The organism is Paenibacillus sp. XY044, assembly GCF_002257645.1.
Classification (GTDB): domain Bacteria; phylum Bacillota; class Bacilli; order Paenibacillales; family Paenibacillaceae; genus Paenibacillus_AQ.
This window is the reverse complement of record NZ_NQMO01000010.1, coordinates 35,596-58,955: the sequence shown is the minus strand read 5'-3', so window position 1 is coordinate 58,955 and position 23,360 is coordinate 35,596. Positions and strand designations below refer to the sequence as shown.

The 23,360-nt window shown below is 51.5% G+C and carries 23 protein-coding genes and 1 riboswitch; of the genes, 10 read left to right on the top strand and 13 right to left on the bottom strand.

Annotated features, from left to right (window positions below; all coding sequences use genetic code 11):
• Positions 1-83: 83 nt before the first annotated feature.
• On the bottom strand, positions 84-1,424 hold the full coding sequence (locus tag CJP46_RS29810) for a TrkH family potassium uptake protein (RefSeq protein WP_256992595.1): 1,341 nt from the start codon (positions 1,422-1,424) through the stop codon (positions 84-86).
• Between the two features lie 67 nt (positions 1,425-1,491).
• Positions 1,492-1,641: riboswitch (cyclic di-AMP (ydaO/yuaA leader) on the bottom strand.
• Positions 1,642-1,900: 259 nt separating this feature from the next.
• On the opposite strand from CJP46_RS29810, the gene CJP46_RS29805 reads away from it, so the two are divergent.
• On the top strand, positions 1,901-3,595 hold the full coding sequence (locus CJP46_RS29805; RefSeq protein ID WP_094599272.1) for a CPBP family intramembrane glutamic endopeptidase: 1,695 nt from the start codon (positions 1,901-1,903) through the stop codon (positions 3,593-3,595).
• On the opposite strand, the gene uvrC is transcribed toward CJP46_RS29805, so the two are convergent.
• A complete protein-coding gene (gene uvrC / locus CJP46_RS29800; protein WP_094599271.1) occupies positions 3,564-5,444 on the bottom strand; it encodes an excinuclease ABC subunit UvrC in 1,881 nt (626 codons plus the stop codon). The genes CJP46_RS29805 and uvrC overlap by 32 nt on opposite strands.
• A gap of 354 nt (positions 5,445-5,798) precedes the next feature.
• Positions 5,799-6,116 carry a thioredoxin gene (trxA, locus tag CJP46_RS29795; protein WP_076174051.1) on the bottom strand — a complete coding sequence of 106 codons (318 nt, stop codon included), beginning with the start codon at positions 6,114-6,116 and terminating at the stop codon, positions 5,799-5,801.
• Positions 6,117-6,513: 397 nt separating this feature from the next.
• Between trxA and CJP46_RS29790 the strand changes: the two genes are divergently transcribed.
• Entirely contained in the window at positions 6,514-6,672 is a 159-nt protein-coding gene (locus CJP46_RS29790) for a YqzM family protein (RefSeq protein WP_089548459.1), read from the top strand.
• 138 nt (positions 6,673-6,810) lie between these two features.
• On the opposite strand, the gene dnaI is transcribed toward CJP46_RS29790, so the two are convergent.
• From dnaI to CJP46_RS29770, 4 genes are all read right to left on the bottom strand, one after another.
• On the bottom strand, positions 6,811-7,767 hold the full coding sequence (gene dnaI / locus CJP46_RS29785; RefSeq protein WP_094599270.1) for a primosomal protein DnaI: 957 nt from the start codon (positions 7,765-7,767) through the stop codon (positions 6,811-6,813).
• A gap of 30 nt (positions 7,768-7,797) precedes the next feature.
• The gene (locus tag CJP46_RS29780; RefSeq protein ID WP_094599269.1) at positions 7,798-9,318 is read right to left on the bottom strand and encodes a replication initiation and membrane attachment family protein; all 1,521 of its coding nucleotides are present in this window, start codon (positions 9,316-9,318) and stop codon (positions 7,798-7,800) included.
• A 36-nt stretch (positions 9,319-9,354) separates the two neighbouring features.
• A complete protein-coding gene (locus CJP46_RS29775; RefSeq protein ID WP_094599268.1) occupies positions 9,355-11,046 on the bottom strand; it encodes an alpha/beta hydrolase family protein in 1,692 nt (563 codons plus the stop codon).
• Positions 11,047-11,137: 91 nt separating this feature from the next.
• The gene (locus CJP46_RS29770) at positions 11,138-11,434 is read right to left on the bottom strand and encodes a YuiB family protein (RefSeq protein ID WP_094599267.1); all 297 of its coding nucleotides are present in this window, start codon (positions 11,432-11,434) and stop codon (positions 11,138-11,140) included.
• Positions 11,435-11,707: 273 nt separating this feature from the next.
• Here CJP46_RS29770 and hemQ point away from each other — a divergent pair, with 273 nt between their 5' ends.
• The gene (hemQ, locus tag CJP46_RS29765; protein ID WP_094599266.1) at positions 11,708-12,457 is read left to right on the top strand and encodes a hydrogen peroxide-dependent heme synthase; all 750 of its coding nucleotides are present in this window, start codon (positions 11,708-11,710) and stop codon (positions 12,455-12,457) included.
• A gap of 127 nt (positions 12,458-12,584) precedes the next feature.
• Here the strand turns inward: hemQ and CJP46_RS29760 are convergent, their stop codons facing one another.
• The gene (locus CJP46_RS29760; protein ID WP_094599265.1) at positions 12,585-12,845 is read right to left on the bottom strand and encodes a hypothetical protein; all 261 of its coding nucleotides are present in this window, start codon (positions 12,843-12,845) and stop codon (positions 12,585-12,587) included.
• Entirely contained in the window at positions 12,845-14,038 is a 1,194-nt protein-coding gene (locus tag CJP46_RS29755; RefSeq protein ID WP_094599264.1) for an NAD(P)/FAD-dependent oxidoreductase, read from the bottom strand. The genes CJP46_RS29760 and CJP46_RS29755 overlap by 1 nt, the downstream gene beginning before the upstream one ends.
• A gap of 427 nt (positions 14,039-14,465) precedes the next feature.
• Here CJP46_RS29755 and CJP46_RS29750 point away from each other — a divergent pair, with 427 nt between their 5' ends.
• Positions 14,466-15,461, top strand: a complete 996-nt coding sequence (locus CJP46_RS29750) for an NAD(P)/FAD-dependent oxidoreductase (RefSeq protein ID WP_094599263.1) — start codon at positions 14,466-14,468, stop codon at positions 15,459-15,461.
• A gap of 204 nt (positions 15,462-15,665) precedes the next feature.
• On the opposite strand, the gene sda is transcribed toward CJP46_RS29750, so the two are convergent.
• Positions 15,666-15,809 (bottom strand): sporulation histidine kinase inhibitor Sda, encoded by a 144-nt coding sequence (gene sda / locus CJP46_RS29745; protein WP_089548462.1) that lies wholly within the window; start codon positions 15,807-15,809, stop codon positions 15,666-15,668.
• A gap of 279 nt (positions 15,810-16,088) precedes the next feature.
• Positions 16,089-16,751, bottom strand: a complete 663-nt coding sequence (locus CJP46_RS29740; RefSeq protein ID WP_094599262.1) for a YheC/YheD family protein — start codon at positions 16,749-16,751, stop codon at positions 16,089-16,091.
• A 195-nt stretch (positions 16,752-16,946) separates the two neighbouring features.
• Here CJP46_RS29740 and CJP46_RS29735 point away from each other — a divergent pair, with 195 nt between their 5' ends.
• Entirely contained in the window at positions 16,947-17,162 is a 216-nt protein-coding gene (locus CJP46_RS29735; protein WP_094599261.1) for a hypothetical protein, read from the top strand.
• A gap of 76 nt (positions 17,163-17,238) precedes the next feature.
• On the opposite strand, the gene CJP46_RS29730 is transcribed toward CJP46_RS29735, so the two are convergent.
• Positions 17,239-17,598, bottom strand: coding sequence for a HesB/IscA family protein (locus CJP46_RS29730; RefSeq protein ID WP_094599260.1), 360 nt, complete (start codon positions 17,596-17,598; stop codon positions 17,239-17,241).
• Positions 17,599-18,536: 938 nt separating this feature from the next.
• Between CJP46_RS29730 and mqnE the strand changes: the two genes are divergently transcribed.
• Both mqnE and CJP46_RS29720 read left to right on the top strand, forming a co-directional pair.
• Complete coding sequence (mqnE, locus tag CJP46_RS29725) at positions 18,537-19,643, top strand: aminofutalosine synthase MqnE (RefSeq protein ID WP_094599259.1); 1,107 nt, start codon at positions 18,537-18,539, stop codon at positions 19,641-19,643.
• A gap of 59 nt (positions 19,644-19,702) precedes the next feature.
• Positions 19,703-20,764, top strand: coding sequence for an NAD(P)/FAD-dependent oxidoreductase (locus tag CJP46_RS29720; RefSeq protein WP_094599258.1), 1,062 nt, complete (start codon positions 19,703-19,705; stop codon positions 20,762-20,764).
• Here CJP46_RS29720 and CJP46_RS29715 read toward each other — a convergent pair.
• A complete protein-coding gene (locus CJP46_RS29715) occupies positions 20,761-21,015 on the bottom strand; it encodes a YuzB family protein (protein WP_076173719.1) in 255 nt (84 codons plus the stop codon). The genes CJP46_RS29720 and CJP46_RS29715 overlap by 4 nt on opposite strands.
• A gap of 162 nt (positions 21,016-21,177) precedes the next feature.
• On the opposite strand from CJP46_RS29715, the gene CJP46_RS29710 reads away from it, so the two are divergent.
• The 3 genes from CJP46_RS29710 (at position 21,178) to CJP46_RS29700 (ending at position 23,344) form a co-directional block, all read left to right on the top strand.
• Positions 21,178-21,423: a NifU family protein gene (locus CJP46_RS29710; protein ID WP_094599257.1), complete on the top strand. Its 246-nt coding sequence runs from the start codon at positions 21,178-21,180 to the stop codon at positions 21,421-21,423.
• A 114-nt stretch (positions 21,424-21,537) separates the two neighbouring features.
• A complete protein-coding gene (locus CJP46_RS29705) occupies positions 21,538-22,233 on the top strand; it encodes a response regulator transcription factor (protein ID WP_094599256.1) in 696 nt (231 codons plus the stop codon).
• Positions 22,217-23,344 (top strand): sensor histidine kinase, encoded by a 1,128-nt coding sequence (locus CJP46_RS29700; RefSeq protein WP_179281385.1) that lies wholly within the window; start codon positions 22,217-22,219, stop codon positions 23,342-23,344. Before CJP46_RS29705 ends, CJP46_RS29700 begins: the two co-directional genes overlap by 17 nt.
• Positions 23,345-23,360 lie beyond the last annotated feature (16 nt).

Genomic DNA, 23,360 nt, shown 5'->3' with positions numbered 1-23,360 from the left:
CTCCAGATGCTCCTTATCCCTTAATGTAGATTGTATATATGATTACTTTGACAAAATGGAAAATTTGAATCATCCAAGGCCGGTTACCCGATAATGATTTTGCCTTCAGGATGCCGGTACAGTTCCTTGCCCTTCTTCGGGCCCAGCGCGTAAGCGAAGGTCAGCGGACCAAGACGGCCGGCAAACATCGTCAGGCAGATCAAGATTTTTCCCACCAGGGACAGATGCGGCGTCAACCCGAGCGTCAATCCAACCGTCCCGAAAGCCGACGTCGTCTCGTACAGGATCATCAAGAAACTGCTGTCTTCCGTCGTGGACAGAACCATGGACACGCCGACGACCAGGAACAAGGCCAGGAAGGTAATAGTCAACGCCTTGAAAATCCGCTCCTGCGCCAGACGGTAACGGAACAGGACGATATCGTCGCGGCCGCGGATCATCGCAATCACCGCACCGACGAGGATGGTGAACGTTGTAGTCTTGATTCCGCCTCCGGTAGAGCCCGGCGACGCGCCGATAAACATCAGAATGATCGTAAAAAATTGAGATGCCTGGCGCATGCCTGCGAGGTCCAGCGTATTCGCCCCGGCCGTCCGCGGCGTAACCGACTGGAACAGCGAGGCTAGAATTTTACCGCCCCAATTCAGCGAGCCGAGCGTCTTGGGATTCGTAAATTCGAAAATAAAGATGACGACCGCTCCGACCACGATCAGGGCACCAGTCATGGACAGCACCACTTTGGTATGGAGTGACAGCTTCCGGTTTACCCGGTAATCCACCAGGTCGGACATGACAATAAAGCCGATGCCGCCGGATACGATCAGAAACATCACGACAAAGTTGACGAGCGGATCGTATACAAATCCCGTCAAGCTGTTAAAATGGCCGAACAGGTCAAACCCCGCATTGTTGAACATGGACACGCCATGAAAAATTCCAAAAAAGATCGCTTTCCCAAGGGGCATATCGACCGACCAGCGGATCGCCAGCAGCAGAGCTCCGCAGCCTTCGATCGCCAGCGAATAAAATATCACTTTCCGAATCAGGCGAACGATGCCTTCCATCGTGTTTTGATTCATCGCTTCCTGCAGCAGGAGCCGGTCCCGGAGCGAAATCCGACGCTTGAACACCAAGGCGACCAGGGTGGCCATCGTCATAAAACCGAGTCCGCCGACCTGAATCAGCAGCATGATGACGACTTGGCCGAACGTGCTGAAGTACAGCCCCGTATCTTTGACAACCAAACCGGTCACGCAGGTCGCCGAGGTTGCCGTAAACAAGGCATCCATAAAATTCAGCGGCTTTCCCGTCGTGTTCGAAATCGGCAAGGTGAGCAGTATGGCTCCGATCAGAATAATGGCGGCAAATCCTAGGGAAAAGACTTGAGGAGGCGCCAACCGGAACCACTTCCATTGACCAATCAATACATTCACCTCTTTAAAAAAGTCAAAAGAAAAAAAGCATCGGAAATCCAATGCCTTTCGGTTTGGCTCCTGCATGCACGACGCCTACGAGGTTAGCTGACGGATTCGGGCATGCACAGGTTGCCCTATTCGCGGTGCGGTGCTACGTCGCTCGCGAAATTCACCCCAAAAAAATGGTTCCCCCGTTTTCTAATGAGAAATTCGGCGTTCTTATTCATTTGCATCAAAATTATAATCTTTATTGTGGGACATCACAAAGGCCTTTTTCTCATGAATTGGATGGAAAACAGCCTGATTCGCAATGCACGTGGACATGGCCTGCGGTTATCTTCTCTTTTCGGTGGCTTTCCTTGATTTTCATCGTTTTTTCACTACTATTTTCAGGGTATACTGGTTTTGAGCGAATCTTCTATGTTATGTTTACCGTACTGTATTGGGGGATATCTTATCTTTATCACTATTCAAGGGGGGATTTCATGGACCGGTTAAACCAGCCGCTGGAAATCAGGGCCAATTATAAATGGCTGGGCATTCTGGGGGTCATCGGCCTTGTTTTATTCTTTATCGTACAAGTGTTTCCCCAGACGAGCTCGGAAACGCTTGAAGGACAAACGACCAAGGTCATCAGCAAATCGAAAGCGGAAGCTGCCGCCACAGCGTTTGCATCGGACCGGTTGAATATCCAAACAGGCATTGCGGACAAACCGCTTGTCACGTATCAATCGGAATCGGACCTGTACGGTTATTTATCCAAAGAGAAGCTTCTCGACGATTATAACAAGAAATACGAGCAGAAATATCCTTACGACGTGTTCCGGGTTCGCCTTCCCGAGTCGGACGGCCAGGGATATGTCAACATAGACGTACATATGAACACAGGCAACGTAGTGGGTTTTTCCATCACACCACCGTATTCCAAGTATGCGGCCGCCATGGCCGAATCGAGCGAGACCCTGCGCAAGCAGAAGCTGCGGATCGTTGAAGGCAACATGACGGTCGATGACAAAGAAGAAATAGCGCAATCCTGGCTGCAGAAGCTCGGTTACAACACCAGCCAATTAAAAGTAGCAAGCGGCAAGGATGAGCCCGGCTTGATTTATACCGACCCGTCCTCACACATCGGGGAGTCGCAGCTGGAGTTCAGGTTCGCCTTTGAGGATGGCCAGCTTCATTCCTTCCTGCCGGGATTTTCGGTTCCTTCCTCCCATACGGCTTATGTGGAAAAGCAGACGAGCAGCGCCACCATGCTGACGATGCTGGGCTATGGACTGTTTACGATCGTGCTCGGCATACTCGCCATCATTTACAGCGCGCTGACGCGGCGGTACACTTCCTTTGCCCGCGGGCTGTTTCTGTCCTTGTTTTATTTTATCGTTTCAATGCTGACGACGTATAACATGCTGCCGGTGCTGGAAGCGGAAGGCTTCTCGCAATTTGGGCTGGTCGTAGCCATGGTCGTGCAGGTCATTCTCAGCATTGCGATGACGGTGCTCCTGTACTTCTCCCTGGTCGGCGGTGACGGGCTGTGGCGCAAAGCCGGTTACAACGCCTGGGCCCGCGCCAAAGAGCCCGGATACGGGCGCTACGTGCTCCACAGCATGTTCACCGGGTATTTGTGGGCGTTTATTCTGATGGGGGTTCAGTCGGTGATCTATCTCGTGCTGGACCGGACGATCCACAGCTGGTCCACGACGGACGCCTCGCAGTCTCCGTATAACATGCTGTACCCGTGGATGCTGCCGATCATGGCCTGGATGGCTGGCATTTCCGAAGAAGCGGTGTACCGGCTGTTCGGCATTTCGATGCTGAAGAAAATCGTTAGAAACACGTTTGTCGCCTGCGTCATTCCGACGCTGATTTGGGCCTTCGGCCATACACTGTACCCGATTTACCCGATTTACACCCGGCCGATCGAGCTCCTGTTCATCGGTCTCCTGTTCAGCTTGATCTTCCTGCGTCACGGCTATATCGCGGTCATGTTCGCTCACGTCGTGTTCGACAGCATTCTGATGAGTTTCAGCTTGTTCAGCATGGGGGATTTGACGAACATCCTGGCCGGGGTGATCACCTGCATCATGCCGTTTATCGTCGCCTGGGTCATTTACCTGTTTTACGGCAAAAAGAAGGAGAAGCCGTATGCTACGACTCCTCCTCCTGAAGGGCTGCTATAATTTGGCCGGCGAGCTTGTCGCCGATCGAGAGAGGCCGGAAGTCTTCAATCCGGGCCTCTTTTATTTTTTTGAGCGAGCCAAAATGCTTCAGCAGCAGCTTGCGCCGCTTCTCGCCGATGCCCGGGATGGCATCGAGCTTGGACGCCACCATCGACTTGCCGCGCTGCTCGCGGTGGAAGGTGATGGCGAACCGGTGCACCTCATCCTGGATGCGCTGGAGCAGGTAGAACTCCTGGCTGTCACGCGGCAGCGAAATCGGTTCGGGCGGATCGCCCACCATCAGCTGCGCAGTCCGGTGCTTGACGTCCTTGACCAGTCCGCAGACCGGAATGAACAGGCCCAGCTCGTTCTGCAGCACGTCGATCGCGGCGGAAATTTGCCCTTTGCCGCCGTCCACGACGATCAGGTCGGGCAGCTCCAGATTTTCCTTTAGCGCCCGCTCATAACGTCTGCGAACGACCTCCCGCATCGTATCGTAATCGTCTGGTCCCTGAACCGAACGGATCTTGTATTTCCGGTATTCCTTCTTGTCGGGTTTACCATCGATAAAGACGACCATCGCCGATACCGGATTCGTGCCCTGGATGTTGGAGTTGTCGAACGCCTCGATCCGGTGCAGCGATTCAATGCCGATATATTGGCCGAGGTTGGCGGCGGCCTTAGACGTCCGCTCCTCATCCCGTTCGATCAGGCGGAACTTCTCGTCCAGCGAGACCTTGGCGTTCTCTTCCGCCATAGCCACAAGCTGGCGCTTCGTCCCACGCTGGGGCACCAGCACCTTGATGCCGAGCCATTCCTGCAGGGAAGAGGCACCTCCACCGGCATCGCCGGACTCTCCCGCATCAGCAGCCTGACCGTCCTCCGGCTCTTCCCCTTTCGGCATGTCAGGCAGCAAAATCTCCTTCGGCAGCGCCGGATTGTCGCTGTAATACTGCGTCACGAAGGACATAAAATCGTTGTACGCCTCGCCATAGAATGGAAACACTGACGCGTGGCGCTGAATCATTTTCCCCTGCCGCATATACAAAATCTGCACGCACATCCAGCCTTTATCCACGGCAAAGCCCAATACGTCGCGGTCCTTCGTGTCCGTCGTCGTAATCTTCTGCTTCTCCATGATCGCTTCAATGTTGAGGATCTGATCGCGCAGCTCCTTGGCCCGTTCAAAATACAAATCCTCCGCCGCTTCCTGCATCTTGCGCTGGAGCTCCTTCTTAATCTCCTCATGTCCGCCGCTCAGAAAAGAAGTAATTTCCTGGGTAATACGGTCATACTCCTCCTGGGGAACTTCCTTCTCGCACGGTGCCAGGCATTGGCCCATGTGGTAGTACAGGCACACTTCTTTCGGCATGACCCCGCATTTGCGCAGCGGGTACATCCGATCCAGCAGCTTTTTCGTTTGCTGGGCGGCGTAAGCATTCGGATAAGGGCCGAAATATTTGGCCTTGTCCTTGAGCACGCGTCTGGTCACCTCAAGGCGGGGATGCGGCTCATTGGTAATTTTAATATAAGGAAACGTCTTATCGTCCTTCAGCAGGACGTTATATCGCGGCTGATGCGTTTTAATCAAATTACATTCAAGAATGAGTGCTTCAATGTTGCTTCCGGTCACGATATATTCAAAATCCCGGATATCCGCCACCAGACGCTGCGTCTTGCCGTCATGACTGCCGGTAAAATAGGAACGGACCCGGTTCTTCAACACCTTGGCTTTCCCCACGTAAATGATCTTGCCATCGGCATTCTTCATTAAGTAACAACCGGGCAGATCGGGCAGCAAAGCCAGCTTGTTGCGGATCTTCTCCAATGCTTTTTCCTGTTCCTGTAATTGCTTTGCAAAATCGTCCATGCCTTATCGGCTCACCTCCCGGTACTTATATTATAGGAGAAGACGGCGGAATTCAGCAATATCACCCGGCAAAGTCGGGTTGCTCCGACGCCTGCTTTAGATACTTTGCGGTGATCCCTGTATACTGTATATATTTCATATAAGAAAAACGTCTAACGACGTACCCTCTAAAAGAAGCCAGACCGCATTTAGCGGTAGTTTTTCTTGCGGCATAAGGAAAGGAAGCCCAGTCACCGAAGCTTATACTTCCTTATATCTAATGAAAAAATCCCCGCGGTGGGGATCCCTGCCTTGTTCAAGAATAAAGGCGCCCCCGGAATCATCCGGAGGCGCCCGTCATCTGCCACGCACCGATTATTGGTGTTTAGCGATGATGTTTTTCAGGTTTTCTTTGGAGTTCAGGCCGACCACTTTATCAACAGGTTGACCGTCCTTGAAGAAAATCAGAGTCGGGATGCTCATTACGCCGAAACGGGAAGCCGTTTCCGGATTGTCATCCACGTTCAATTTGGCAATTTTCACGGAGTCTCCGAGCTCGTTAGCCAGGTCTTCCAGAATTGGAGCGATCATTTTGCAAGGGCCGCACCATGGTGCCCAAAAATCTACCAGAACCGTACCTTGACCTTCGATTTCAGCGTTAAAGGATTGGTCGGATACATTCACAATTGCCATAATAGGTTTCCTCCTTATAAGAAAAAAATTCGGTTTATTCTGCTTCACAGAAGACAGACCATGTTTAGCGGCTGTACGCAGGAGACAAAAAAACGGCCGTGCCGCCTGGAATCCCCTGTTATCGCAAGAGCGCAAATGGACGTCTAAACTGATATGTCTTTGTGGACAGTTTAAGTATAACACATTCCGTCAAGAAATGTGAAACCCTTAATTACAGATTAAACGAAATTCAGGCCCGTTAACCGCTCGGCCGCGTTTCCTGCCCCTATAAGTATTCACCATATATTCTTTACAAATTCTTTGAAGTTTGGGTATACTAATGTTAACTCGGGTTTCTCTGTTCTGAGAAGGCTCATTGACATCAGGCTGAAACCATGATGAGGAGGCATTTGTTCAAATGGATGCAAACGTGCACGCTAACGATCCGCGGAAACACGTGAACGAAGAGCCGCGCAATGATTTAATGGATCTGATGAATGGCTTTGGTGGAATGGCGCTGTTTATGACCGTTCTGTTCGCAGTCATGGTGATCATTAAATTTGTTATTTCCGGCTAATTGGCCCGCAGGGCTTACAAGAAAACCTGGCTCAGCCTGTCTTTTGGACAGGTTGGCCAGGTTTTTTTGGTTTCACGTATGATGAATGTTCGTATGCAAAATGCCGTTTGGCAACTGGCCCGTTGGCAGGGTGATTTTCTATTCCTGTTTACGGCGCTGGTTCTCACCGTGCAGATGCACGACATCGACGAACGGCGCGATCCGGTCCATCAGCCGCTGCCCCTTATGCCCCTCTTCGCCGTCTTTATTCGTGAAGCTCAGATGCTTCTCGAGGCCGTCCAAGGCATAATTCGACGTATAGAAGGTCGGCTTGCGGTTCATCCGGTAATTCAAGATGGAGCCCAGCACGTGGTCGCGCACCCAGGGACTCAAGTTTTCCGCGCCGATATCGTCAAATATGAGCAGATCACATTCCTTCATCAGCTCCACGGTTTCCTTCAGCTTCACGTTATCGGTCAGCATCCCTTTCAGGTCCTCCACAAAATCAGGCATGAACACGATAACCCCCGTATGACCGGTAATCGCCAGCTCATGGAGCAGATAGCTCATCAGAAACGTTTTGCCGGTGCCGAAAGAGCCGTAAAGATACAGCCCCTTGTTCGGCAGACCATTCTCGCGTACGTCCCGGATATACCGGAACACCTGGTTCACCGCTGGAGCCCGGCTGCGGTCCTTGCCCATAATCTCGACTTCGTTATATCCCTCGCTCAATGCACGCTCGTCCACGTAAAAGCTGCGGATCCGCTTCTTGATCTGGTCCTCTTGCTGCTTGGCCGTATGCAGGGAGCAGGGAACCTTGCGTTCCACCAGCTCCGTGACCCCATTGACGACCTCCACCCCCAGCTTGCTGTAATGGCCCGAAAAATCGTTCGGGCACCGCTCCAGCCCCGGGCAGCGTTCACAGTGCCGCCGGTCGGCGGCATACTGGTACAGCCGGGTCACATTTAACCGCAGCAGCGACTCGTCCAGCTCCGGATGCTCCTGCCGGAGCTCCCGCACCGCCGGATCCCTCAACAATTCGTCCGCGATCTCCTGCGACCGCTGTATAAAGGAAGGCCCTCTCATCTGCTTAAGCAGCTGCCCCAAAGAATCCATGCCGATGTCCTCCTCTCCCTTCAGGCGGTTCTATATGCCGCCCTTTTTCTTGCTCGCCTGCATTTCAGCCGCCATGCGCAGCATTTCCTCGAACTCTTCCTCGCTGACATCGCCGCCCTGCCCGTCTTCCTGGGCCACCGGGATATCCGGCTTGATCTTCACCGTTTTGCCGCCGTATGTACGGGTTCTCGTGCCGCCGGCCGCTGCGGCCTGCTTTCCTTTGACCTTGGACTGGTCGCGGATGTACTCCACGGCTTTCTCATAGGAATTAACCTGCTTCAACAGCATGTTGGAGGCGATGGCCTCGACAAAATTGCGGTTGATCCGCTGGTCGTTTCCGCCTTCGGTCAACAGGGACATCAAGTAGTGGATCAACACATTGATGACTTCACCCGGCAGCTTATAGCTGAGGTCGATCTTCTCGAATATATCGATAAAATTATCCGGCACCGAGCCCGGAAAATACGTTCTGAGCAGCTTCGTATACGGCTCATTCCGAAGCATCATATTATACTGGTGAATGTCGCATTTGGATTGGAACTGGACCGGAACGTCGACGTAATACTCCATCTGGACGGCGTGCTCCAGCGGAGCCTGCTCTTCTTCACTTTCCGCCTGACGGAAGGAAATAACCTTTCCCGCATATACTTCCCGCTGTTCCTGACGCCGCTTGTCCTGGCGGAATTGCAGGCTGGCCTTATGTTGCAGCTCATCGAGCAGAATGTCGCCGTCGGATCCGAAGATACCGTCCTCATCCAGCAGGCGGCAAATGTCCTGAACGCTGAGATCGTATTTGCGCCCGACAAAATTGATCACGCCCATCTGCTCGTGGTTGAAGCGCAGCCCCTCCACATGCCGGCGGTTAGCGGAATCCCGCGGGAAGCGCAGGATGATATCCGAATAATTCAGCGCCCCCTCCTCCTCCAGCACCCGAAGGCCAGGCTGCCTTGACGTGGATACCTCGGACAACGCCTGCTCCAGCTCGTAATCGATCACATGGGTGTTTAGTTCAAAAATATCGTAAAAAGCCAGTGAAATATTTTCTTTATGAACCGAGGATGTTCCGGCATACTCTTCCGGTTCCTTCGACCACAGCTCCTCGCGCAGCGACAGGACGGCAAATTTGCCGATCTTGTCACGCAGGAGCAGTGTCAGATGCTGCGTATTAAAAAACTCCGATGGCGAAAGCGGGGCCTGGAGCTCGTATTCATACATGTAATCTTCCTGCTCGGGTACGTAAATCCGGCAGGTTTGCAGCAGTCCCACCGCTTCCAGACGGGAAGCCTGCTCAATCAGATATTTGCGCCCCTTCTCGCTGGGCTCGAGCCCGAGCGACAGAAAAATGCGCCGCTGCTGTTCGGCCCGGGAGTAGCCCAGCTTCTCTGCCGGGATATGCTGAAACAGCAAGTGGTATAAGCTGACGGCAAATGCCCCGACCATGGGCTGGTATACGGAGCTGAGCATTCGGTTGTCCAGGCTGCTTAGACCAAAATCGCGGTACACGCAGTACCGGTGGTTCTCGGTAAAATGCAGCAGACTCTTCATATGCATAATCTATGCTCCCTCCCATCGATTCGTAGACTTTCTCTATTCTATCACAAAAGGGTCCGCTTCTTCTCCGTTTTTCGACAAGTCTTTCATCCCCAAATGAATCCAGTTTGCCACATCGGTGATGACCTCCCCGGGCACATTGCCGGGCAGCTTGTACTCATCGCCGGTCGAGTTCTTACTATAATATATATACATGTGATTAAGTCCCGGATATGACTTAAAGGCCACATCTTTTCGTGCGCTCAGCGCGCTTCTCCACACCTTCAGGCTGGACGGGGGGACCTGCACGTCATTGTCCCCCTGGAGTATGTACATCGGGACGTTCTGATCTCTGGCGAGCATCGGCCCGCTGTAGTTTCTGAAATCGAACCACCAATACGCATTCGGCAGCGGAAAGCTGTCCGGCAAATGCTCCTTCGAATAACCGGGGTCCTTGAGCAGCGCGGCTGCCTTCTCCCATGTGTCTACCTGTTTCTGCAGACGGGTCAGCTTCTCCGGCGAGGCCCCTTCTTCTTCAGCCCGCTTCAAAATGCCCCGGTACTGCATGAGCATCAGATCTTCCAGCGCTCCGGAAGGAGCGGACATCAGGACCGCACCCGCGAAATGCTTGCCCGTATCCGAAGCGATGATGCGTGGAACGAGCATTCCGCCTTGGCTGTGGCCGAGCACATAAATCTGCCGCGGATCGATCCTCGGATCGGCGGCCAGCAGGGCAGCGGCGCTAACGGCATCGTCAACCGTCTCCTCCTGAACGGTAAAGAACGGGGAAGCGGAACGAAGCGGGTATTCCCGCGTCCGCTTCTCATAGCGAAGCACTGCAATCCCTTCGCCGGCCAGTCCTACCGCCAAGTCCCTGAACAGCTTGCCTCCGCCTGAAGACTCGTCCCGGTCGTTTGGACCGGAACCGTGAACGAGTACGATCGCAGGAACCTTCCCCTGAACGCCCAGGGGGAGCGTCAGCGTCCCCGGAAGAAGCAGAGGGCTCTGACCGACCTGCACGTCTTCCTCCGTGTAATTTTCCGGATGATCATAGGCGGGCGCCCGATAGCTGCTTGCCACATTTTCAATCCAGGCGACATCATCCAGCAGCCCATCCGCGCTGAACCGGAGCTCCATGCCGAACGTCTCTCCTTTTGGCGTCTGATAGATCAGGCGGGCGTTGCTGCGGACGGAATCCGTATAGGCTTCAGCATGCAGCAGGCTCCAGTCGAGGCCGTACAGCTTTTCCAGCCGTTCTTCATACTTTTGAAGCGACGAAGGCGGAAACGCCGCCGAAAGGGACGCATCCATCATCATCCCCACCTCTTCCCATTTCCCCTGGCGAAGCAGGGTCATCCAGTAGATCGCCCGCCCTTTCCAGTCGCCCGAATCGAGGGACCAGCGATTCTCCGCCCATGATCCCCGGATGCCCAGCGCCCCGGTAAAAGATTGGAGCGGTACGAGCAGCGTCCCTCCGCTATCCGTCACCGCGGTACGCGCAAGCTCATACGGCGCTTGGTCCAATAAGGACTGCTTGCTGCCGGGAGTGATCTTCCAGCGGGTTTTGCCGAGCGAGACCTGGACCCGCTTGTCCGTTCCGTCCCACAGCACTTTGGCGCCTAGCGCCTCGGCCGCTGTCCGGAGCGGGATCATGGCCTGCTCTCCCGCAGACCCTGCCGCCATGACCGGCGTAGAACCGCCCGCAATCATCCCGGCGGCAAGCACCAGGCCCAACGCTTTTTTCCACATCCATCCGTCCCCCCTTCAACCCTTAAGCGCCGGGATAGCGCAAAACAGCCCCCCGGGTGGAGAGCTGTTTCGTAGTCGGCCGAAAACCGGCCTAGAACATTTTAAATCCGCTTTTGCGAAGCTTCTGGATGGACCAGCCGCTGATGACCGCTCCTGCCAGTCCGGCTACCCCCGTTAAATAGTCGACAACGCGAAAAGACTCCAAGTGACTGAGCAGCGACATTTGGCTGCGGTCCCATAAAGAGTATACGACCACTGGTAAAATAACGATGACAAACAAATAGCAGGGGAACCAGGTCGTTTTCATTAACATATTCAAAATAAAGCCGATGCCGAACATCATGACAAAAAATAACACCATCAGCACGAGAACGGGTATAAATTGCATCTCAGCCAAGTCACCTCTTCTTTTCTTTCGCCCCGCTAAAACGGATACAAACAGGCCGTTCACAGTCTTGCCACGTTTTATGGACTAGTAGTTAGTTTACTAAAAAAACGGTCACGAATCAACGAACAATCGGTGAATAGATTGTGTCTTCGTTTGCTCTTGCGCTTGCGGTTGAGCTACAATGAAGAAAAAGGTCAACGACCCTGATACCCGGGTCCAATAAGTAACCTTCGGATCCGCTTACAGGCAACTACTTATAGGAGTGATATATACATGAATGAAGCAGCATCAACCCTGGAGGGCTGGTACGCCCTTCACGATTTCCGTTCCATGAACTGGACGGCATGGAAGTCCGCCGACGACGAGGACCGCGCCATGGCGCTGGACGAGCTTCAGGCGTTCCTTAACGAATGGTCCGACGTGGAGTCCAGCAAGCAGGGCAGCACGGCGGTGTACAGCATTATCGGGCAGAAGGCCGATTTTGTGTTCATGCACCTGCGCGAAACGCTTGAAGACCTGAACGCCATCGAGACTGCGTTTAACAAAACGCTGTTTGCGCAATATACGACCAAGTCCTACTCCTACGTCAGCGTCGTCGAGCTCAGCAACTATCTCGCCGGTTCCGGCGAAGGCGACCCGATGGAGAATCCGCATGTCGTTGCCCGTCTGAAGCCGACTCTGCCGAAGACGAAATATATCTGCTTCTATCCGATGAACAAAAAGCGCGATCAGGCCGACAACTGGTACATGCTCGACATGGACGATCGCCGCAACATGATGCGCAGCCACGGGCTGATCGGCCGCAGCTATGCAGGCAAAGTGAAGCAGATCATTACCGGTTCCATCGGATTCGACGATTGGGAATGGGGGGTTACCCTGTTCGCCGAGGACGCGCTTCAATTCAAGAAGCTGGTCTATGAAATGCGCTTTGATGAAGTCAGCGCCCGTTATGCCGAATTCGGCGGTTTCTTCGTCGGAGCGATTCTGACGCCGGAGTCGTTTGAGGACATGCTGAAAATTTAACGGATGGACCGGCGTTTTGCGGAAGTTTTCCTTGCGATAAATGGAAGCCGGGTCTCCGAGGCTTATATTCTTCTTATCAAAAAAAGGTTTGCCCCGAATTATCGGGGCAAACCTTTTTATCATTCCGTTAATCCTCTTCCCGTTCTTCTTCCTGCTGCGCTTTTATCGACTCTAAAAATTCGGCGGTCGCCCGGTCGCGGTCCCTGCCCTTTTCCTTCAGCCTTTCAATCGCCGGCAGGATGAGAATGTCCACTTCCCTTTGGACCGTGTACGACAGATCGTACCGGTTCTGGTCCTCGAGGAAGGATCCCACTTCCATCAAGGCGTTATAGCGGTCCAGTTCGTCCCGGGTCAACAATGCGCGGACTTGAACACTGCAGTGCCTCATTACAGGAATTTTCCTTTCTTCAATACCAGCGGAATGCCGCCGATAATAAATAGGTAGCGCATATCCACGATCTTCTTCAATTGGGCTGCTCTCCAGCCCTTCATATGCTTGTCGCCTACCACGGCGATGCCTTCGCCCTTACCCAGGGAAGCGACCGTTCCTTTGTTGCTGAACTCGAACTTCTTCGGCTGCTGGCCGCGGATCGCCGTGACGATGTTATGGGCGCAGCACACGCCCTGCTGCATCGCGATCTGCGCCGTAGGCGGATAAGGCCGCCCTTCCGGATTCATCATCAAGGCGTTGTCCCCGATGACATAAATATGGTCGCTTCCCGGCGCCCGCAAATACTCGTCAACCTTCACCCGGCCCCTTGCCGTTTCAAAGCCGGCCGCCTCAATCATATGGTTGCCGCGGATGCCTCCGGTCCACACCACGGTGGCCGCCTTGATCTCTTCACCGGTCGCAAGCACTACGCCGTCAGGCTTGCACTCTTTGATGGCCACGCCGATTTTGAAGGTGACACCCTTCTTGCGGAGCACATCCATGGCATATTCCACAAGCTCCGGAGCAAAACCTGGAAGCGCCGTCGGAGCCGCCTCCACATTGTAGACATTCACAAGATTCGGATCGACATCATATTCCTTGCACAGCGCCGGAATGCGGTCAGCCAGCTCCGCTACAAACTCAATGCCGCTGAAGCCCGCTCCGCCTACGACGAAATTGATTTTATCCTGCGGACTCCGTTCATTTTTATATAATGCAAACTGATATTCGATATGCTTGCGGATCAACCGCACCGAGTTGATGCTGCGGATCGTCATCGCGTACTCGGCCATTCCCGGAATGCCGAAAGTTTCGGACTCCCCGCCGAGGGCAATGACCAGGTAATCATAGGAGAGCGTCCCGTCCTCCAGGATGACCTTCTTCTCATGCGGCCGAATTTCCTGAACGGAGGACTTGACGAGATCGATTTTGAACTCGTCGATCAGTTTCGAAATCGGTACCCGTGTATTCTCAACGCTGTCCGTGCCGGCAGCGGGCATATGCAAATGGGTCGTAATATAGTGATAATCGTGACGGTTAACGAGTGTCACGTCCGCTTCATTATAATTCAATTCCTTTTGAAGGCGCTGTGCAGTCAGGATGCCGCCGTAACCCGCACCAAGGATTACTATCTTGGGAATGTTGCTCATCATCTTGCTCCTTCCAAAATGTCGGTCTCTATATATATTTGTGAACCATTACAAATGTTATTGTGAAATATTACACATTAGTTTGAACTTCAACGAGCCCTTTTATCACAGACCCTGTCGTGTAAGAAAAAAAACAGCGGGAATGTTCACAAAACCTGCCCGCACATAACTAAAATGATAGCCACTTTCCCATAAAAGATCAAGTATTATTTGGCATTCCGAGAGGCCGGCCAAGCCGTTTTCATCATCCATTTCATTCCAGTTTTCATTTGGTTTCTTCCTATCTTTTTGCACTGAATTTGCAAAATAGGATGTAAACTTTTCAGCCGGAGCCCGGATGTATTATAATGAGATGGAATTTGAACAATATACAGCGTGCTTATTTCGCTAGCGTTCTTATCTATATTTGTTGGAGGTGCTTACACTAATGACATCGCAGCCGGCTGACATAACCGACCTGCTCATTATCGGAGGAGGTCCTGCAGGCATGTTCGCTTCATTCTATTGCGGGATGCGCCAGGCATCGGTCACACTCATTGAAAGTATGCCCCAGCTTGGCGGGCAGCTTGCAGCCTTGTATCCCGAGAAATACATTTATGACGTTGCCGGATTCCCCAAGGTAACGGCACAGGAGCTCGTCGACAATCTGCAAAAGCAGATGGACCTGTTCCAACCGAACGTCCGGCTCGAGGAGAAGGTCATTTCCCTCGTTAAACAGGACGAACGCCATTTTGTCGTTAAGACTGATAAAGGCGAATACCATTCCAAAGCCGTCATCATCACGGCCGGGGTTGGTGCATTTGAACCCCGAAGACTCGAAATCGAAGACGCTAAGAAATTCGAGAAAACCAATCTGCACTATTTCGTGAATGACCTTAGCCGTTTCAAGGGGAAAAAGGTGCTGATCAGCGGCGGCGGCGATTCCGCTGTAGACTGGGCGCTCATGTTGGAGCCGATTGCCGAGCAGGTGACGCTGATCCACCGTCGCGACAAGTTCCGCGCGCATGAACACAGCGTCGAGAATTTGATGGCTTCCAAGGTACAAATCGTGACGCCGACGGAAATCACCGCCCTGCACGGAGAGGATACGATTACCAAGGTGACCTTGTCCCATGTGAAGACCAAAGAAACGCAGGAGATCGAAGTTGACGACGTCATCGTGAACTTTGGCTTCGTATCGTCCCTCGGGCCGATCTCCGACTGGGGCATTCAGATCGAGACCAACTCCATCGTTGTGGATTCCCGCATGGAGACGAATATCCCCGGAGTATTCGCCGCCGGAGACATTACCACATATCCGGGCAAACTGAAGCTGATCGCCGTAGGGTTTGGCGAAGCACCGACCGCGGTCAACAACGCGAAGGTATACATTGATCCGGAAGCCAAGCTGTCCCCTGGACACAGCAGCAACATGAAGCTCTAGCTCGAATAAACGCATATTTTATTACAAAAAGAAGGGTATCCTAATCTGATGGTCATGAATTCATGATTCAGATAGGATACCCTTATTTTGTTGCGATACTGCTATTCTGGAAAATAGATGCTACACCTCCACACCTTCCATTACTTCCACATCATATGCGGCTATTTATACAACAGCATTTGTGGATGTGTACCGGGATGTGTCCTAATGAACTAGACTCTCTGATGAAGTCTCTAGATTCCTCTTATGGATCTCGGCCAGGAGTAAAGCAATGAAATCATGATCAAGCATGAGTTCCACGGCCATATGATAAGAATCAAGCAGCAATTCATCCGACAACATAGCCATTATCTTCACATCCTTTCCTAAATTTTCCTCAAAACTATCATATCAAACATCGCATAAGAGAACAAGCGTTCGCTTTATCCACAGCCTGTTGTGGAAATCCTGTGTATAATTTGTTAGCAAGTGTCGGAATACCAACAAAATTGCAGTGGATTTTGGGGATAAATGTTATACACAGGTGCTGTGCATACGATAGACGTCAAAAATATTTTTCCAATTTTCATAGTCTCTTATATCTTGATATTACCCCACCCTAGATCTCCTAAACATTCCCATTTCAGTTTATTGAGGGCGCGTATTGACCTCAAATATCCAGATATTCCCACCGCTGTCCAAGCCATAATCGAAGCCGAGCTCCCCGATACCGGGAAAGCGCCGCTCCAGAATCGCCGTACAGCGCCGGGTAAGGGAACGCATCTCTTTAATCTTGGCTTTGGAAGAAATATTCGGCAGGGACCGGCGTAATCCATCGCGTCCTTTTAGCAAATTTCCGCCCTTGCACAGGTTGGTCACGAACAGTCCGCTTCGCGCCAACCGGCCTACCATGGCCGTGGTGACCCACTGCTGGTCCGTCTTGACGTATTTGACGCGGTAATCGATGGGGCGCCCGTTGATTTGGGCCAAATGAATTCCCTGCTGAATTAAATAAGTCCTTCTCACCTTCAGCTTCCGAAAACCGCTGAACATGCTGGAAAAGCTGTCAAAATGATAGGTTTGAGAAGAGCGGGTTATACTATAACCGCCCCCGGTTCGGGATATTTTCAGGACGCCGTAACCGCCTCCGCCGACGACCGGTTTTACGACGACAAAGTCATACATCCCCAGCATGCTCTGGAGATTACCCTGGCTCATGGACCGGGTCTGCGGAATATACGGGGCAACTTTCGGATCCGTCAGCAGCGCTTCGGTCTTCAGCCATTTGCTTGCCAGCTGTCTTCCCCCCATGTTGTCGCCTCCTTTCTATGCTCCTATGTTATTAACATACTCGTATCTCCAGGTTCTCTCCTGTATGTTTGTGCATAGAAAAGGGTAAGCGCGCGAAAAACGGGGGATTGCGGAGCCTTGGCGTGCCTGTCTAAATCGGATATAATAAAATGAAGTGTGTAAAATTGGAATATCCTGCGAAGGAGGATAATTGCTGTGGCTCAATTTTTCGGGGTATTATACTGGGTCGGCATGATCGGCATGTCACTCGCTCTGATCGTGACAACCGTTTTAATCTTTGCTTTGGGTTTTAAGTTTCTGAAAGACAGACGCAAAGGGCTCGGCACCTGCTGCATCGCCTTTTCGATCGTGGCGGCGGCCATGCTCGTCATGATGGTAAACAAAACGTTTATCGTTCCCGGGCTCTCCTAACGAACAAAAGCTCACACCCTGCTTCTAGACGAAGAGGTGTGAGCTTTTGTCTTGTTCATCTGAAATGGCGTGCGTGTTAGCACTCCTCAGGAGCCGGTTTGCCCGCGTCCGTTGCCGTACGGAACGATGCGCCGCATCCACAGGTCGCCGTAGCATTCGGGTTATTCATGGTGAATCCGCCGCTCATGCCGGACTCCTCAAAGTCGATTTCCAGCCCGTCAATCAGGCGGAGGCTATCTTTATCCACGACAACCTTCAGGTCGCTAACGTCCATGTATACATCATCTTCGGTTTCGGCATCGTCGAAGCCCATCGCGTAGGAAAAGCCGCTGCATCCGCCGGACTGTACCCCAAGACGGAGGAACATCCCCGGAATTTCCTGTTCGGAAAGCATTTCTTTCAGCTTATCGGAAGCGGAATCGCTAATGTTGATCATAAGTCACCCTCCTTGGTTAACTGGTGTGATTTATTCATTGCAGGGCTCCGGCAGTGCACCTCAAAAGGCTGCAGAGCTAAAGCCCCACGGTGTGGGGTTATTTACACTTACCTTTAGTATACTCCACAACGGTGTTCCCCTCAAGAGAAGTTCCGCCCGTCGGGAGTACCTCTTCCTTATCATCATGTTCCATCAAATGCGAACGGATCCGTGTACGCCTTGATGTTCCAAAACCTGAATTCAAACCTGATCCCGATGTTTACGCCCTCAATAGACCACTTCTCAGAGCAGCCAAAAACGGTATGTATTCCGGTCCTTCGTATGACGATTCTGTATATCTGTATTGCGGACCCCGGATAGGCGGTTTATAATAGGTGGGTAATGAGGGAGCAAGTGTCGGTATTTTGTCATCAAAAAGACAACGGTCTGTCACTCTGGGTTGTAACTTTTTTCACATAAGAAAAACGTCTGTCGTCGTACATTCGCAGAAGACAGACCGCGCTTAGCGGAAGTTTTTCTTGCGATTATAGAATCATTCAGCTTCGCTGAAAATTATAAATTCTATAATCTAAAGAAAAACGTCTGTCGTCGTACATTCGCAGAAGACAGACCGCGCTTAGCGGAAGTTTTTCTTGCGATTGTAGAATCATTCAGCTACGCTGAAAATTATAAATTCTATAATCTAAAAAAGGCAGACCTCTTCTTTTTCTTTACCGGCCAAAGACTCTCCGGAGCGCTTACCAAAGCGTCTGACATTGCGGCTTGGATGATCCGCTGACTCCATATCCTTTGCGGTACATGGTAAGACGCTGACCGATAAAATTGGCAAATCGACTGGATGGGTTACCGAACTCCTTCCAGACGCTGCGGGTAGACACTCGCGTCCTTCAAGGGGCGCGTCTTCCGCACGACCAAAATGTGAACAGGAGGAATGGAAAATGTCCACTATTGTAACACCGAACACCGAAAAACGCATGCAGGAAATCATCGAGAAAGTCCGCCACGGTGAGCGGCTGAACCTGGAGGACGGAGTATTTTTGTACGAAACCGATGATCTGCTGACGCTGGGGCAGCTGGCGAACGAAGCCAACCTGCGCAAGAACGGCAAAAAAGTATATTTCATCGAAAACATGAGCCTTTACTTTACCAATGTCTGCGAGGCGCACTGCGCGTTCTGCAACTTCCGCAAAGACCTTGGCGATGAAGGCTCCTATACGTATTCCGGTCCTGAAATGGTCGAGTATATTGAGCAGCACATCCACCCGGGTGTCCGGGAATTCCATATCGTCGGCGGCCACAACCCGCATGTGCCTTTCCAATACTACGTGGATTCCCTGCAGGCTTTGACCGACCGTTTCCCAGACGTAACTCTGAAAGCCTACACGGCGGCCGAAATTGACTTCTTCACCCGCATCAGCGGCCTCAGCATCAAGGAAGTGCTGCAGGAGCTGCAAAAAGCGGGACTGAAATCGCTCACCGGCGGCGGCGCGGAAATTTTGTCCGACCAATACCGCAAAAAAATGCGGGTGGAAAAAGCAAACGTCGAGGAATACCTGGAGGTGCACCGGACGGCGCATAACCTGGGCATGAAGACGCATACTACCATGCTGTACGGGTCCATCGAGTCCCATGAAGACCGGATCCGCCACATGATGCAGATTCGGGATCTTCAAGACGAAACAAACGGATTTATGGTATTTATTCCTCTTTCCATGCAGCCTAGAAACAAAAATGCCGGCATTATGCGCCGCAACTCCGCCTACGAGGATTTGAAGACCATCGCCATCAGCCGCCTGATGCTGGATAACATCGACCATGTGAAGGCTTACTTCATTAATATCGGTCCGCAGTTGACCCAGGTAGCGCTGAGCTTCGGTGCATCCGACGTCCACGGCACCATCCTCAAGGAACGCATCAGTCACGCTGCAGGTGCGCTCACGCCGGAAGGCCTCACCCGCGATGAGCTGATCTGGCTCGTCAAAGGCGCCGGCCGCATTCCGGTGGAACGCGACACGTTTTATAATGAAATAAAAGTTTATGAATAAGTAAGAGGAATTTTATACCTTTCCTCAAAGCCGACTTATGAGAAAGGAAAGACGGACATATGAGAAAATTCGTCATCCTGGGTGGAGGTTACGGAGGCCTTGCTATTATTCAAGGTCTCCTCAACAACCACTTCCCCCAAGATATGGAGCTGATTTTGGTTGACCGCATGCCTTTCCAAGGCATTAAAACCGAGTATTACGCTCTTGCGGCAGGGACGGCAAGCGACTATGACCTGCGCATCCAGTTTCCGAACCATCCCCAGCTCACGAAAAAATATGGCGAAGTCACGTCCATCGATCTGGAGGGCAAACGGATTCACCTCGAAGGCGACGACCCGATCGATTACGACTACCTGACGATCGCCTTGGGCTGTACCGACCGTTATCACGGCATTCCGGGCGCGGATCAATTCACGAACAGCATCCAGACGTTCTCAAGCACGCGCCAAACCTATCAGTGCCTGAACGATGTCAAGCCGTACGGTAACGTACATATTATCGGCGGCGGCCTCAGCGGGGTTGAAACCGCAGCGGAACTGCGGGAGAGCCGTCCGGACCTCAACATCACGATTCTGGACCGCGGCAGCCGGGTGCTCTCCTCCTTCCCGCAGACGGTTTCCTTGTACGTGGAGCAGTGGTTCATGGATCATGAGGTGAATACGCGCTCCCATATTTCCGTGTGCCGGGTGGAAGACGGTATCATCTATAACGGAGATGAAGCGATTTATACCGACGCTGCGGTATGGACCGGTGGCATTCAGCCGGTGAAGGTCGTTCAAGATTTGAACGTGCCGAAGGATCCGGGAGGCCGGATCGTAGTCAACACGTATTCCCAAATTCCGGACTACCCGGATGTGTATGTCGTCGGGGACTGCGCCAGCATCCCGTTCGCCCCCAGCGCGCAAGCGGCAGGAGCTCAGGCCAAGCAAGTGGCCGACGTGATTCATGCGCTCTGGAAAGGTGAGACGCCGAAGATCCACAAAATCCACCTTCGTGGAACCCTGGGATCGCTTGGCAGCAAGGCAGGCTTTGGCCTAATGGGGAAAACTTCGGTAAAAGGAAGAGTACCCCGCCTGTTGAAAAGCGGGGTACTCTGGAAGTCCAGACGCCATTTCGGCTAATCCAGCTCGAGGCTGTCCCAAGCCTCGAGTTCTTTTATTTTGGCCATAATGGCCTCATACAGCTCATCCGCGCTGTCAGCATCTATAATCTCACCGTTCACCATGGCGAAGGGCATCATGGCGCATTGGCCGCAGTTGCTCAGGCATCCGTATTCGATCACGTCGTAATCCGGATTCTCTTCCAGCTTCTCCATGACTTCATCGGTTCCAAAATGCATGTTGTTGGTGCAAAACTCGATGATGGGTCTCAATGATATCACCTGCTTTAGGTATTGATTCTTAGGTAGGCCTTATCTTAGTTTACCGGGTGAGGCGGATAATATCAACGGCCTTGTCCATTACAGCATATATAGCCATTTTAATTTGTCTCCGTTTGTAATATAATAATGATTACAGGAAAGGAGTTGAAATCAATGAGCGAAAACGCACAGAGCACCATGTATGATGATGTAGCAGAAGTGCTTGATAAGCTTCGCCCGTTCCTTCAACGCGATGGCGGCGACGTCGAATTGGTTGACGTGGAAGACGGCATCGTGAAGTTGAAACTGATGGGTGCCTGCGGCAGCTGCCCAAGCTCCACCATTACATTGAAAGCCGGGATCGAACGCGCCCTCGTTGAGGAAGTTGAAGGAATCAACGACGTTATTCAAGTATTCTAATCCCATTCAATAGCAAGAAGAGACCTGACTTCATAGAAGACGGGTCTCTTTTTTTGCATTGGTACAGCAGGTAACGAAGGTTAATTCACGTAGATGTCATAACGGAGGTGGGTCATGAGGATTTTAGTGGTTGAAGACGAAATGTCTTTGCGAAAAGCTCTGTGCAATGGCTTGAAAAAATACGGCTATGGCGTTGATCCGGCAAATGATGGCGAGCATGCTTTGGAGCTTATCGAAATTTATGCATACGATCTGGTTATACTCGACCTGAATCTTCCTAAAATGAACGGGATGGATGTTCTCAGAGAAGTTCGGAAGACGAATAAGCAGCTTCGGGTCTTGATTTTATCCGCAAGAACGGAAGTCGAAGACAAAATTTCCGGTCTTGATGCCGGTGCGAATGACTATCTGTCAAAACCCTTTCATTTTAAAGAGCTTGAAGCCCGTATCCGTGCTTTGCTTCGCCGGGAGTTTATTCAAAAGGATGCTGTCCATACACATGGCAATGTGACAATGGATACCGCTCTGAAGTATGTCACTGTGAATGGTCAAAGGATCGAGTTAACCAAAAAGGAATATTCCATACTGGAATACTTTTTCATGAACAAGGGCCGGATCATGAGCGCCGAGGAGCTGATCGAGCATATTTGGGACGGCGAGGCGAATCTGTTCTCCAACTCTTTCAAGGTACATATCAATTCCTTAAAAAAGAAACTTGCAAAATACACCGGGGATAAGGTACTTATTAAAAACACAAGAGGGCTTGGATATTTCATCTCAAAGGAGTATGCTGATGAAACCGCTGAATAAGATACCGTTACGGCTAAGGTTAACCATGCTGACAGCCCTTGTCCTTACAGGCATCTGTATGCTGTTGACGATTTCTTCTATATTTAACGCACACCAAATTTATGCGGTGCCGGCGGAAGGGCAGATCTCCTCTTCCCCATTGAATCCATCTATGAGTAACTCGCCAGGTCCCACTTCGATTCGTCCATCCCATGCAGATACACCAAGTAATGATTTCACTTCCACCAGCATTGTTTACATGTTCATTATGATCTTATTAGGTACGGTCAGCTCCTACATGGTTGCCGGGAAAGCGTTACGGCCGGTCGCCGATCTGAGCAAACGCATAGAATCGATTGACGAAAATAAATTGTTTCAACAGCTTGAAGGTTTTGATACGAATGACGAAATTGCCAGGCTCGCCGCTTCATTCAACCAAATGATTGTAAAATTGGAGAAGTCATTCAATCATCAAAAGCGGTTTGCTGCCAATGCCGCCCACGAGCTGCGAACGCCTCTTTCCGGTATGATTGCGAATATTGAGGTTTTGCAGTTGGATGAAAAACCTACCGTGCAAGAATATAAAGAAGTACTGGAAGATGCATACGCAAACGCCCAGCGAATGATTACCTTAGTTAATGATCTGCTCAAGCTGAACAGCGCGTTTCATGCCGATCGTTGTGTTCACTTTAATGTAAAAGAAATGTTTAATAGCATGATCTCGGCTTTGTCGGAAAGCTGCACAGTACATAACATCCGTATAGATAACAACATCCCTGACATCATGGCCTTCGGTGAACAGGCGCTTTTGCAAAGGGCCTTTTTTAATTTGATTGAGAATGCCGTAAAATACAATAAGAGAAATGGAGAAGTCGTGGTGACCTCAGCCCAGCATGACGATTTTGATGTCATTATAATCAGGGATACGGGCATAGGCATCCCGGAGGATGAATTGGAAAATATTTTCGAACCGCTTTATCGAGTGGATACCTCTCGTTCAAGAGAACTGGGAGGCAGTGGGCTGGGGCTTTCGATCGTCAAGACGATCATAGAAAAGCACAACGGGAACGTTTTTATCCAGAGCGAAATTGGAAGTTTTTCAGAAGTAACCGTCATGCTCCCGAAAAATTAACCGTCATTTAACCTTG